Genomic DNA, 13,148 nt, shown 5'->3' with positions numbered 1-13,148 from the left:
AAGAGTAACTCGATTCTTACGCTCTTGCCGCCAAAATGAGCTGTGAGAGGAACAAGACCGGCCATGCTTTCCTGGACTTTAGCGGCCCTGGCGATCGCAGCAGCACCGGTAACCGTGGCGGCCGCCCCGGTCACCGACTGCCCGCTTCGCGATGCCGCCTTTTCGCTGGATTCTCCGCTGATCGACGTGCTCCTCAGCCCGTCGGCGAAGGCCGCTGCGGATCAGGCGATGTCGGGAAAGCTGTCGAGCTTGCCACCGTTTTTTGCCCGAACCGACGCACCGACCTTTTCCGCCATTTTGACACTGCGCCAAGTCGCCGTGATGGTGGGGGCGGATGCAAAGGCGCTACCCGCGCTCGATACGAGATTGCGAACCCTCCCGGTGACCGAGGCCGACCACATTGCCCGGTGTGCACGCTATGACAATGACCGCCCACAATTCGATCTCCAGCCGGGCAAACCGCACATTCTGCTGTTCGAAAAGATAAATGGATTCAAGGATGAGCCCGGCTTCAATGCTGCCCATGCCGCCTTCATCGCAATGGCCGCGCGCAAAGGCTGGAACATCGTCACGACGAATCGCGGCGGCGCCTTTACGCCCGAAAATCTTTCGCATTTCGATGCAGTCGTCTGGAACAACATCAGCGGGGACGTGCTGACACTGGCGCAGCGGAAAGCCTTTCGCGACTACATCGAGAAAGGCGGTGCCTATATAGGCGTACACGGCAGCGCCGGCGATCCCTCCTATTTCTGGGACTGGTACGCCGATACCCTGCTAGGCGCCCGTTTCGTGGGCCACCCCATGCAACCGCAGTTTCAGGAAGCCCGGATATTCGTCGACGACAAGACGCATCCTGCGGCAGCCCGCCTGCCTGCGACCTGGACCATGAAAGATGAATGGTACAGCTTCGCCGCCAGCCCGCGGGTCACCGGGGCCGACGTCATCGCCCGTCTGGACGAGAGCACCTATTCCCAGAATGGTGGGTTCGGTGAGAAGCTGTCGATGGGCGACCACCCCATCGCGTGGAGCAGACACGTCGGAAAAGGACGGATGTTCTATTCGGCAATCGGCCACCTCCCGCAATCCTACTCCGAGGCGCACTACGTCGCCATGCTCGAAGACGCCGCCGACTGGGCAATCGGTAAATCAGCATCGCCAACGACGGCTCACGAGTGATCCCGCAATGCCCATCAGCCAGGAAAGGCAATTATGGCGAATGAAGGAATCTCGCGCAGGCAATGCGCAAGTCTTGTAAGCACGGCGGCTATCGGCGCCGCCTTGGCACCACATGCCTTTGCGCAAGCGGCCGCTGCCGGCGCCGGCATATCGAGCCCGCCTGCGGACTTCGACCCTCTTCCCTTCGTGAACCCCGAGCTCAGGCCAATGATTGCATCGGCATTGCCGATGATGCGCGGCTCGGTCACCACCAAGGAAGCCGTGATTGCCGCCCGATCCAGCCGATCCCCGCTTGAGCGCGCGCCCAGCGCCGGGATTTCTATCGCTGAGAAGCGGATTCCCGGAAGACCAGGCGATCCCGATGTGCGTATCTATATCGTCAACGCCGGGCCGAAAGCGCAGGCCCGACCTGCGATCCTGCACATTCACGGCGGCGGCTACATCCTTGGGACTGCCGCAAGCGGCCTTGCCGACCTACAGGATCTCGCCCGCGATCTCGACTGCGTAATTGTCACGGTGGACTACCGTCTTGCGCCCGAGACCCCATTCCCCGGCCCGCTGGAAGATTGCTATGCTGGCCTAAAATGGCTCCATGCGAACGTCGGCGCGCTTGGCGTCGATCCTGCACGCATCGCGGTAAAGGGCGAAAGCGCAGGGGGCGGTCTGGCCGCGATGCTTGCGATTGCCGCGCGCGACCGGAAAGAAGTTCCGCTGGCCTACCAATGCCTGATCTACCCGATGCTCGATGACCGAACGGGAAGCACCGTGCACCGGCCTCCCCAGCAGGGCGCGCTGATGTGGACCCCGCAAAGCAACAGGTTCGGCTGGAGCAGCTTTCTGGGCATCCCTGCGGGATCGCCGCAAGTTCCAGCCGGGGCTGTACCCGCTCGCACCGCAAACCTTGAAGGCCTGCCTCCCGCGTTCATAGGAGTCGGTACTATCGATCTGTTTTATGAGGAAAATCTCGAATACGCACGGCGCCTCGCGGCCGCCGGCGTGCAAGTGGAACTCGCCATCGCCCCTGGCGCCTTTCATGGCTTCACGCTGGTCCGTCAGGCGAAACTCGTCCAGCGCTACGAAAGCCACATGATGGCCGCCCTTCGCGATGGTTTGGGGCTGCCGCCAGCATAGGCCTCCAACGCCGGCGCCAAGGACGGGCGCTTCCAGCCTTCGCGACATGAAAAGAACCCCCGCCACAATCTGGCGGGGGTTCTTTTCCATTCAGACCCGGGCAATTGACGCCGGGATCACCTCGATCCGAACGCGTAACGGAATGTCAGTCCGAACTCGCGATTGGGGGTCGTATTGATGATCGTGTAGGGGCTGGTGGCCGTCATCCCCACCGTCTTGAAGGTGGGCAGCACCAATTGCTGGTAGTTCGACGTGGCCGCACGGTTAATGATCGTCGCCTTGTCGACACCAAACAGGTTCTTGGCAAAGGCCGAGACTTCCCAGGCGCCCTTGGGATCGCGAATGCCAAGGAACAGATTGAGCAGGCCATAGGAACCGACCTGATCAAAAGCGAACTGGGGATCGCCCTGCGCCGATCCGTTGAAGTTGAACATGGCCCGCCCGAAACCTTCGAGCGAGGACGATATATCCTGATGATACTCGGTCTGAACGGTTGCGGAGAACGGCGACTGGAACGAGGAGCGCTGCGTCACCTTGCAACCGGCCACATTATTGGCCCCGACCGCGGCCTGAAGGGCCGCAAGCGAGGGCGGCGCGCTCAGATCGTCGGGAATGCCGTCGCCATTGAGATCGTTGCAGGGAATGAGCCCGTTCTTGATCTTGCCCAGCGCGTAACTTGCCGTCGCCGAAACGCTCCAGTTTGGCGTGATCTCAAAGGAGGCATCCGCTTCGACGCCGTTGACTTCAACCGGCACCGAGGCGACGAAATTGAAGATGCCTACTGTCGGCGTCACCGTCACGGCTCCGCCGGCACCCACCGTGGCCATGTAATTCACGTAATAGACGCCGCTCTGCGAGCGATAGGGATAGTTGTTGAACTTCTGGTGATATACGGAGAGATTTGCCGTACCACGGCCGCCGAACAGCGTGGTCTTGATACCCGCTTCGTAGGACTGCGATGTTTCGGTCTTCAAGTTCTGGAATGAGTTCTGAAGATCGGATTTCACGACGCTGAAATCACCGATCGAAAACGCACCGGGACGCCTTGAGGTACCGAAGCTGGCATAGGCCATGACGGCGGGACTGAAGCGGTGCTTGAGCGAAGCAATATAGATCATGCCGTCGTCGTTAACCGGCGAGGTCGGGAGAGCGTTGCCCGCGATCACCATCGGCACGCCCGGATCCCGGTGCTTGATGTGGCGCAGACCGCCGGAAAGCTCCGTACTGTCGCCAATATGTGCCGTCAGGTTCGCGAAGAACGATTCCTCGGTCACGTGGCCGCCATTCAGGCCGATAGGTGTTTCGGCGATCGTGGCCAGTCCACCACCAAGACTTGCAGGAAGAAATACGGGGGTCTGCGAAATTACGTTCGTGTCGGCTTTCTGCAGCGTGTGAAAATAGCCCGCTACGTAGTCGAACATTCCCGCGACCAAGGATTCGTTCTGAAGACGGATTTCATGCGTCCACGTGTCGGCGTGGGTATGCGTGGTCTGGAACCAGTTCTTTCCCGACAGGATATTGGCGCTGTCTGAGTTCGTCACCGACTGGACGTCAAGATCGTACTTCTGACCCTGATAGACCAGCAACTGACCGGCAAGGCGGAGTTCCGCGCGCCAGTTATAGCTGTTGAACGTCTGATCGACATTGCGGGGATTGGACAGGATCGAAAGCCGGTCGCCCGGCGTGATGACCGGATCGCTTTGCTCGGCGCTGGGATCGAACAGCGAGTAGGACGCAAATTGATCGAATTCGCGCGCCTTGCGCGACATCGTCTGCGCTACGCCGTAAAGCCGCAGGAAATCGGTCGGCTCGACAAGAAGGCTGATGCGCCCGCTTGCCGTATGGGTATAGGGATCCCGGCGATCACCATCGTTCTGGATCGACGTGACGCGGTTACCCTCGCCCGCCGAATAGACGCCCGCGACACGCACCGCAGCCAGCCCGGACAGCAGCGGCAGATTGAGTGCACCATTGACGTTCTGGCCGCCAATAGTGTTGGCCGTCGTCGACATGTAGCCGCCGACATTGTAAAGATCGGGTCGCTTCGTGTTGACGACAATCGAACCTGACGGGGTCGCCTGTCCACGCAAGGTTCCCTGCGGTCCGCGCAAGACTTCCACCTGACTCACGTCATACATGGTCTGCAGGACCAGGCTGCCCTCCTGCGGGGCATCGTTCTGGTAAAAGGCGACCGAAGCCGAGACGCCGGCGTTGGGATCGTACTGGATCCCGCGCATCTGGCCGCCTGCGGCAACGCCGTTGGAATTGCTGAAGAACTGAAGACCCGGAACCAGGTTCTGCACTTCGTTGAAGTCGCGCATGTTGAGCTTCTGGATCTGCTCGGACGTGACAGCATTGACCGCCATCGGCACGTCCTGAATGCTTTCATCCCGGCGACGCGCTTCGACGATGATGACACTCGACGCTTCTTCGGCATCTTGGGATGGAGCTTGCTGCGCCATTGCTGGAACAGAAATCGACAGAGCGCTCACACCGATGAACGCCACCTTCTTGCAAAGGCGCATGTAATACCTCCCCTATTTTTTAAGGCGCCTCCAACCAAATGGGGCGCTGTTGATTGCCTGACCAATCTTGATTCCCCTATTGCACCCACCTTCTTCCTTGGCAAGCAGCATGGCACGAGATTGCATACAATCTGAGTCAGAGAGGCAGTTGGCCCACCTCCAAGATTGGGGGCGGGCCAACGACTAAAAATCCATAATATCCATAAAACAACGCGTTTCAGCGATTTTTATCGGCAAAGGGTGCCATCGATCTCTTCGTCTTTTCCCGCCGAGGCCAGATCATCGCCACAGCGTTTGGTATCCAATAATAGACCTTACCACTTTCGAAGCGAGAAAAGTCGCTCGAAATGGCCTGCGCCTCACTGCGTCCAAACGCGCCCTTTCCAATTGGAACGCACCGATGGACCAAGCGCTTCCGCGTTCTCGCCCAAGGCGAAATCATAGTCGCCCGCCGGGATAGTCCATTTTCCGTCGGCCCAATCCGCCAGCAGGCGATTGTCGATAGTCATGCTGACACTGCGAGACTCGCCGGGCTCAAGCGCGACACGCTGGAATCCGACCAACCGCTGCACCTTCCGCCCGGCTCGGCCAACCAGATAGAGCTGGACGACTGTGGCCCCGCTGCGTTGCCCCGTATTGGTGACAAGCATTGTCGCGCGGTTGCCCTGGATCTGGAGCTTGCCGGCCTGAAACGCCGTGTAACTCAGCCCAAAGCCGAACGGAAAAAGTGCCCGCTGTTGCTTGAGGGCATTCCATCGATAGCCCACGTCCGCGCCTTCGATGTCGTAGTTCACATCGAGCCTAGTGTTCGCAGGAATGTTGCCGGGTGAGATGTCGCCGCTCAGTTCGACGCCGTCGAGATGAGGGCGAGGGAGTTGTTCGATGGCGGCAGGGAAAGTGACCGACAGGCGGCCCGAGGGATTGGTTTCGCCGAACAGGACCGAGGCAATCGCCTCGGCGCCCGCCGCGCCGGGATACCAGGCCTCGACAACGGCAGCTGTCTTGCCAAGCCAGGGCATCAAGACGGGCGCGCCCGTTTCGAGCACCACGATGGTGCGCGGATTGGCCGCGGCAACGGCCTCGATCAGGGCGTCCTGACCGTCGGGAAGGCCGAGGTCCGGCGCGTCGATGCCCTCGGTCATCCACTGCGTTGCGAACACGATGGCGATATCCGAGTGCCGGGCAAGTTCCACCGCGCGCGAAATGTATCGGCTGTCGCGAAAGCGAACATCCGCGCCTGCCGCTCGCCGCTTGATTGCATCGAAAGGCGCCCCGGGCTGGTACTGCTGCGAAATCAAGGCCGCGAATGGCCCCGATCCGCCGATCGGCACCGTCAGTGCCGGCCCCTTCTCGCCGTTGACCTGGCTCGAACCCGCCCCCGACAGCACCCCGGTATCCGCAAAGCCGCCGATGACAGCAATGGATTTCGCCGACCCGGCAAGCGGCAAAACGCCGCCGACATTGCGCAGCAAGACGATGCCCTGCTCGGCAATCCGGCGCGAGACGGCGAGGTTGGCAGCCGCATCGACTGCCTTTGTAGGCTCACCCGGCTTGTCGAGCCCGTGAGCATAGATGCTCGTCAGGATCCGCTTGTTCATATCCTCCAGCCGACGCGCATATTGCGGGTCGGACGCAGCCTTGCCTGCCAGAGTGTCGCTGAAGAACACCTTCGGGTCCATTTCCTGACCCGACTGCTGGTCGAGGCCGTGAATGGCGGCTTCCACCCCATGAACAGCGCCCCAATCCGACATGACGAAGCCCTTGTAGCCCCAGTCCTGCTTCAGCACTTTCTGGAGCAGCCAGTCATTCTCGCAAGCGTAGGCGCCATTGACCTTGTTGTAGGCGCACATCACCGCGCCGGGACGTCCGATTTCAAGACCGATCTGGAAAGCGAGGAGATCGCTCTCCCGCGCGGCGCTTTCGGATATCCGCGCATCGAGAAAATAGCGGCCGCTTTCCTGATCGTTGACCGCGAAGTGCTTAATCGTCGAGATAATCCCGTTCGATTGGATACCGGCGATCGCGTTGCCCGCAAGGACACCGGAAAGCAGCGGATCTTCGGACAGATATTCGAACGTGCGCCCGTTGCGCGGGTCCCGGATCAGGTTAGTGCCTCCGGCCAGCATCACATTGAAGCCCTTGGCCTTCGCCTCTGCGCCAATCATGGCGCCGCCCGCACGGATCAGATCGGGATTCCACGTCGATCCCATCGCCATGCCGGAAGGCAGCGCCGTCGCGCCATCCTTGCGAAGACCCATGAGCCAGGCAACACCGAGACTGGCATCGGTTTCGCGCAGCGAAGGTACGCCAAGGCGCGGAATACCGTGGACGTAGCCCGCGCCGATGACGGCATCGGCGGGCAGTTTCATCGGCCCCATGATCGGGACCGCCATCTGCCCGTGCGTCAGGACGGTCTTCTCCTCGGCCGACATCTGCCGAAGCGTGTTTTCGGCCCGAGCCTCCGCACTCTTGACTTCAGCATCGTCGCTCCGCGCCGGAGCCGCCGCTGCCCCGGTTGGGCAGGCCAGCGCCAGAGCCAACACAGAACTCAACGTCCGCAGATTTTTCGCGCGCATGAGCCTCCCCCCTTTTCTTCAGACCAGTTCAAGCAACGCGACACCTTCGGGCGGCAAGTCCACCGAGACCGAGGCATTGCGGTCCAGCCGCAGCGTCACCGGAGCGGCGATCGAGGATGCCTTGCGCAAGGTCTCGATCTGCGCAGGCGTCGGCAGGCGCGGCGATCCCATCGCGCGCCATGCCGGCATCGGCGATCCGCGCTCCTGATCGACGAAGCTCACCTTTACTTTCTGCCCCTCCCGCGCTCCGGCAAACCGCACGTCGAACCGCTTCGGAGACCCTGTGACTTTCCGATCGGACGTGGCACCCGGGATACCGGCCGGCTGCAAGGCTTCCGCCAGATTCCAGACGAGCGCGGATACGCCGCCCTCGTCCCGCCGAGAGGCCAGTGCGGGCCCATCCGCCTTGAGCCGTCGCGTGCCCAGCCGATGCAGCAGTCGGTACGTATTGAAGCTGGGACGGGCGATGCCCTGCACCATCGTCGCCCAGCCCATGTCTCCCTCTTTGAGCAGATAATCTGGTACGCCCAGTTCCTCATAGGTGCCGGAAAGCACCCAATGCGACATACCGCGTAGCATCGGCAGGCACTGCGTCACGACTTCGGCGATCATGGCCGGACTGTCCGAAGACCACTCGCTAAGCCAGATGGGCTTGCCCGCGCAGGCCGACGCCTGCACCTGCCCATGCACCTTGCGCACGGTATCGGGAATGACCTGATTCACCGAGAAACGGGCATCCTTGCCGTAGAGGTCTTCCTGATTTCCCCCGGCATAGGCATGCGTGGAAATGAAATCGACGGGCGCATTGCTCTGGGCGCAGAATCGAGCAAAATCGTCGACCCATTTACCACCCGAAGTCGCGGGGCCGCCCACCGCGATCGCCGGATCGATCGATTTGATCGCCACCGCCGTTGCCTTGTAGAGATCGAAATAGTCCTGCTGCTTGCCGCTCCAGAAGAACGGCAGGTTCGGCTCGTTCCAGACCTCAAAATTCCATCCGCGAACTTTGGTGATGCCGTAGCGGTCGGCAAGGGCGCCAACGAAAGTGCGGATGAAAGCGGCCCAATCCTCCATGGATTTGGGCGGAGTGATGTTCGCCTCGTAAAACCCGAATGTCGATTTTCCCGAAGCCAGCGCGCCGGGCATGAAACCGACTTCCACAAATGGATCGACACCGCGCGCCACCAGTCCGTCGTAGACTTCGAACACGTTGCGGAAGTTGGGGCTGGGCTTGCCGCGGTTGAGAATGGAAGGCGCGAAGACCCCCATCTCGTCCGCGAATATGCCGTGAAACCGCACTCTCTTGAGTCCGCAGTCACCGACCCATCGATCGAGATCGCCGCGCCAGCTTTCGCGCATCGTGATTGCCGCGCGGTCCGATCCGGCACATTCGGACCAGACGTGCTTGAGGTCGCCGGTCGCCTCGCGCGTTTCGATCAGGATCGGAACACGGTCGGACAGTTCGGCCCCGGCCGCCCTGCCCGCAAGCGACATGGCGCCGAGCGCAGCCGCGCCGCCCATGAATTCACGCCGATGCATATGCCCCCTCAGACCGCGTTCGCGCGGATAATCTGCCGGTAAACTGCTGCGCTCAGCTTCAGCTTGCGCGCGAAGGTCTTACGATCGACGCTCGCCAGCCCAAATTGCGGCTTGAAGCCTTGCAGCCACTCGAAGTTGTCGATGAGCGACCAGTGCATGTAGCCCATGACCGGCACACCCGCATCGATCGCATCATGAAGTTGCTTGAGGACTTGCGGAATATACCATTCCCGGCGGCGGTCGTCGGGCGTTTCGAGGCCGTTTTCGGTCACGAAGATCGGTTTGCCCGTTTCCTTGTGGACATATTCGACCGTATTGCGCAGCGCTTCGGGCTGCTTGATCAGTTCTTCCAGATGAGCGCGGTCCACATAGGGCATGTCGGGGAAGTCCGGCAGTTTCGCACCGGCGCCCGGAATGCGGACCTGCCTGTAGGTCTGCACGCCGATGAAATCGCCTGCCCGCGCGGCGACTTCCAGCCAGGGGCCGTAAGCCGCCTTGCGCAGTTCGCCATAAGGCGAGCCCTCATTGGCCGGCTGGAAATCGACCAGATTCAGCGTAACACCCGTCGGCAGGTCTCCGCGCGCGGCCTTGATGGCGGCAAAGCCTTTCTCATGCGCGGCCATAAGCTGCGGCGTCATCCCCTTGATGTCGGGATGGTTCATGGTCACGAACCGATCGCTGCCCATGGCCCGCGCAGCGGCTGCATGCGCCACCTGCTGCGCTTCATCCAGCTTTCCGAAATAGGCTTGGGACTGCGGCATGATCCGGTAGGTGAGGCCGACTTGCGGTTCGTTGATCGTGCAGGCAACGCCGATCTCTCCGGCGAGTTGCCGCGCCGCGCGGTCGCAGTAGCGTGCGAAAAGATCGGGCGATTCCGGATTGAGCCAGCCCCCGGCGGCAGCGAACCAACGCGGCGCGGCTACGTGGTAAAAAGTGACGACGGGCTCGATCCCGGCCTCGCGCAAGGCCGCGATGAAGCGGCGGTAGTAATCGAGCTGGGCCTGCGAAAACTCGCCGCGTTCCGGTTCGATCCGCGACCACTCGATCGAAAAGCGGTAGGCGTTGAGCCCAATCGCCTTCATCACGGCAATATCTTCGCGCCACCGGTGGTAGCTGTCGTCGGCATCTCCCGACAGTTCGGCGAATGTCTGGGGCTTCACGTGCTCCATCACCCAGAGGTCGGCATTCACGCTGTTGCCTTCGATCTGGTAGCCCGCCGTGGAGGCACCCCAGCGAAAGCCTTTTGGAAACCGGCGGACTGCCGGTGCGGCAAGGGCCGCCGGAGTCGTCATCCCGACAGTACCTGCTGCCAGAGCAGTGGCCGCAGCCGTGAGTGCCGTGCGGCGATCAAACCGTGTGTTCCGATCGTCCATTCTCTCTCCCCTTCGATAATTGTTGTTTGCAGCGCTGCTTGGTGAAGCACCGCATCGAAATTCGATCATTTATTCAGCATGATGGCGGCGACGACGGCCTTGCCGCCCGCGCCGGCAAAGTCGAGCTTGAGCGTGCCGCCATGGACCTCGACAGGAAAACTCAGGGCCTTTGCCTTGAGCGCCCCGCCTGCCGACTGGGCGATGTTGAACGCGGGAACGACCACGGCGCCATTGGCCGATACTGTCATCGTTGCGCTGGCAGGAGCGGCAGCAGACGGCTGGAAGGTCAGTACCGTCACCTTCCATTGGCCGTCAGGCACCGGAATCGCGTAAGAAAAGCTTTCGCCCTCGCGCCAGAAATCAAAGAGCTCGGGCGTAGGACCATCCACACGACGCGGGTTGGCAAGCTTGCGCCCGAACCCTTCCATGTTGAGCACCATCGGCGTTCCGCCGGTCACGAAATCGTCGGAGCCGAACTGGCGGCCAGCCACCGTGCGCCCTGCCAGATCGCCCACATCGATGGCGATGCCGGTCCGCACCGGATCCGGCCCGGTCCAGACCATCTCGTCCTTCACACCCACGCCGTTGACCGCACCTTCGACCACCGCCCGGTTGGCGCCGGGGACCAGCGCAACCGCCGGCCAGACGCAGATCCGATCCGTGCAGGGCGCCTCTCCCACGGCCTTCCCATTGATGGTCAGGCGCGCCTTGGTCGCATTGGAATAGGCCTTCACCTCCATCACCGGATAGGCGCGCGACACGTATCGCTTGCCGGTCAGATGCATCATCGGTTCGGGATTCCACTGCGCCTTGTAATAGTAGAAGGCATCCTTGCGCGTCTTGCGATCGAAGCTGACGAGGCCCTTGGTATTGAGATCGATCGCATCGCCCTCCTGCCGGAGGTCGCTGGGAAAATCGAACATGTTCCAGATCCAGCTCGCGAATACGAAGTCACGCTCGCGGATGACGGGCCAGGTCTCCTCATGCACGAAAGACTCAAATTCCTCCGGCTGGGGCCGCCCCGCCATGTTGACGAAGCCGGCCCGAACATTGTCACTATGCTGCGTCAACGCGCCGCCAGCGCCATATTCCGAGACAGACAGCGGCAGGCTTGGATGATCGCCATGCAAGCGGTCCAGCGCCTCACCGAACTGCCTGCGCGCGTCGGTCTGATTGGGCATGTACCAGCCATAGTAGCGGTTGTAGCCGATAAGATCGGTGGTCCCGGCAAGCCCTTCGCCTGCCGTCTTGATCATCGTCAGCCCCTCGCAGCAGTCCGCGAACGTGGTCGGCCGCGCCGGGTCCTCCTGCTTGGCGATTGCATTGAGATGCTTGAGCAAAGCGAGCGGCTGAGGCGGCTCGCCCTGAACCCCGAAGCCTTTTGCCGAATCCACCTCGTTCCCCACCGACCACATCATGATCGAGGGGTGGTTGAAGTTCTGCCGGATCTGCTCGCGCAGTTGCTGTTCGGCATTGGCCCACAGATGCTCGCTGCCCTTGCCTCCCGAGAGCGAAGGCGTGGTGACGTACGGAAGCTCAGCCCACACGACCATTCCGGCCTTGTCCGCTTCGTCCGACCAGGCATCGGCATGCTGATAATGGGCCTGACGCACGGTATTGGCGCCCAGTTCCCTGATCATCGCCATGTCGCGCACATGGTCTTCGTCCGAGAGGGCCCAGCCCTTGCCCATGACGTCCTGATGGCGCGAGACTCCGTGGAGCTTCACGTGCTGCCCATTAAGGGAGAACCCCGCCTTGGGATCGAAGTGAAAGCTGCGCACGCCAAGCGGAACCGAAACCGTCTCTCTGGCTGCCCCTTTCTCGCGCGTTTCGACGGACACCGTATAGAGATAGGGATCGGCGACCCCGTTCCAGAGATGCGGCTTGGCAACCGAGAGGTGCACGTGCCGGGAATCCTGCCCCGGACTGAGTTCGAGGGCCTGCGATTGTTTCGCGACCGGCCTGCCTTGCCCATCCCGGATCACCGTGGTCACAGCCAGACTGCGCTTGACCGTTCCCTGATTGCGAAAGCGAACCAGCACATCGATATCTGCGCGCTCAGGCGAGATTGCATTGGCTTGTGCGTAGACACCGGGCCCGCCGAAATCGAGCAGATCGACCCCGGCATCGCGCGCCGTTACCAGCTTTACGCCTCTGTAAATGCCGCCATTGACGAAAAAGTCTCCGGAGAGCGGGATGACTTGCCCGCTCTCGTTATCGGCGCTCGGCCTCGAATTGTCGGCGCGCACGGCAACGATATTATCCTGTCCCGGCTTCCAGACGGATGTCACGTCGACGCGGAACCGTGCGAATGCGCCTTCGTGCCGGCCGACATGGGTGCCGTTCACCCAGATATCGGCGATCTTCCCCACGCCTGCAAAGTCGAGATACTGACGATCGCGCGGCCCGGCCTTTGGTGCTGCGACATGGAGACGGTACCAGCCAGCCCCCTGAACATTGTTCGCAGCCGGGCTTCGTTCGAGCGCATATTCGCCAATGCGGTTCCAGGTATGGGGTACGGACACGGTCTGCCATGCCGTATCCGCGAAGTCCGGCAGAACGGCCGCAGACCGGTCGAGATCTCCGAGATGAAACCGCCACCCGTTCGAAAGATCGAGCATCTCGCGCCCACTCTCGGCAGATGCGCTGCGCGAGACCTCAGCATGTGCCGGGATCGCAATCGCGCCGCAGCACAGTAGAGCCGGCAACATGGCGCAAGCACCCTTTGCGAATATCGTCACGCGAGCATCCTCTATTTTGGTCTGACCTCAATGGATCAATTGGACAGATTTCTGTCAGAAGGCTTGGCAATGGTCAATGAGCCTCGC

The 13,148-nt window shown here is 61.5% G+C and carries 7 protein-coding genes; 2 read left to right on the top strand and 5 right to left on the bottom strand.

Translation table 11 applies throughout. The features are described 5' to 3' along the window. Nucleotides 1-63 precede the first annotated feature (63 nt). Together AC1VVM_RS18660 and AC1VVM_RS18655 are read left to right on the top strand one after the other, a co-directional pair. A complete protein-coding gene (locus AC1VVM_RS18660; RefSeq protein WP_482957070.1) occupies nucleotides 64-1,176 on the top strand; it encodes a ThuA domain-containing protein in 1,113 nt (370 codons plus the stop codon). 33 nt (nucleotides 1,177-1,209) lie between these two features. Next, on the top strand, nucleotides 1,210-2,307 hold the full coding sequence (locus AC1VVM_RS18655) for an alpha/beta hydrolase (RefSeq protein WP_482905291.1): 1,098 nt from the start codon (nucleotides 1,210-1,212) through the stop codon (nucleotides 2,305-2,307). Nucleotides 2,308-2,423: 116 nt separating this feature from the next. Here AC1VVM_RS18655 and AC1VVM_RS18650 read toward each other — a convergent pair whose 3' ends face one another. The 5 genes from AC1VVM_RS18650 to AC1VVM_RS18630 all read right to left on the bottom strand — a co-directional run bounded on the left by AC1VVM_RS18650 (nucleotide 2,424) and on the right by AC1VVM_RS18630 (nucleotide 13,061). Beyond that, nucleotides 2,424-4,832 (bottom strand): TonB-dependent receptor, encoded by a 2,409-nt coding sequence (locus tag AC1VVM_RS18650; RefSeq protein ID WP_482905290.1) that lies wholly within the window; start codon nucleotides 4,830-4,832, stop codon nucleotides 2,424-2,426. 359 nt (nucleotides 4,833-5,191) lie between these two features. Continuing rightward, nucleotides 5,192-7,408 (bottom strand): beta-glucosidase family protein, encoded by a 2,217-nt coding sequence (locus AC1VVM_RS18645; protein ID WP_482957069.1) that lies wholly within the window; start codon nucleotides 7,406-7,408, stop codon nucleotides 5,192-5,194. Between the two features lie 18 nt (nucleotides 7,409-7,426). Further along, nucleotides 7,427-8,947, bottom strand: coding sequence for a GH39 family glycosyl hydrolase (locus tag AC1VVM_RS18640; RefSeq protein ID WP_482957068.1), 1,521 nt, complete (start codon nucleotides 8,945-8,947; stop codon nucleotides 7,427-7,429). 8 nt (nucleotides 8,948-8,955) lie between these two features. Continuing rightward, nucleotides 8,956-10,320 carry a glycoside hydrolase family 1 protein gene (locus tag AC1VVM_RS18635; RefSeq protein WP_482957067.1) on the bottom strand — a complete coding sequence of 455 codons (1,365 nt, stop codon included), beginning with the start codon at nucleotides 10,318-10,320 and terminating at the stop codon, nucleotides 8,956-8,958. Nucleotides 10,321-10,385: 65 nt separating this feature from the next. Continuing rightward, entirely contained in the window at nucleotides 10,386-13,061 is a 2,676-nt protein-coding gene (locus AC1VVM_RS18630; protein ID WP_482957066.1) for a glycoside hydrolase family 2 TIM barrel-domain containing protein, read from the bottom strand. Nucleotides 13,062-13,148: the final 87 nt, after the last annotated feature.

The sequence above is a fragment of the Novosphingobium sp. BL-S-33 genome (assembly GCF_056857025.1).
Note: the sequence above shows the minus strand (reverse complement) of the source record. Positions and strands in the feature narration are given on the sequence as shown.

Coding starts and splice junctions, on each gene's coding strand:
- AC1VVM_RS18660 (WP_482957070.1), top strand. CDS start 64: ATGCTTTCCTGGACTTTAGCGGCCCTGGCGATCGCAGCAGCACCGGTA.
- AC1VVM_RS18655 (WP_482905291.1), top strand. CDS start 1,210: ATGGCGAATGAAGGAATCTCGCGCAGGCAATGCGCAAGTCTTGTAAGC.
- AC1VVM_RS18650 (WP_482905290.1), bottom strand. CDS start 4,832: ATGCGCCTTTGCAAGAAGGTGGCGTTCATCGGTGTGAGCGCTCTGTCG.
- AC1VVM_RS18645 (WP_482957069.1), bottom strand. CDS start 7,408: ATGCGCGCGAAAAATCTGCGGACGTTGAGTTCTGTGTTGGCTCTGGCG.
- AC1VVM_RS18640 (WP_482957068.1), bottom strand. CDS start 8,947: ATGCATCGGCGTGAATTCATGGGCGGCGCGGCTGCGCTCGGCGCCATG.
- AC1VVM_RS18635 (WP_482957067.1), bottom strand. CDS start 10,320: ATGGACGATCGGAACACACGGTTTGATCGCCGCACGGCACTCACGGCT.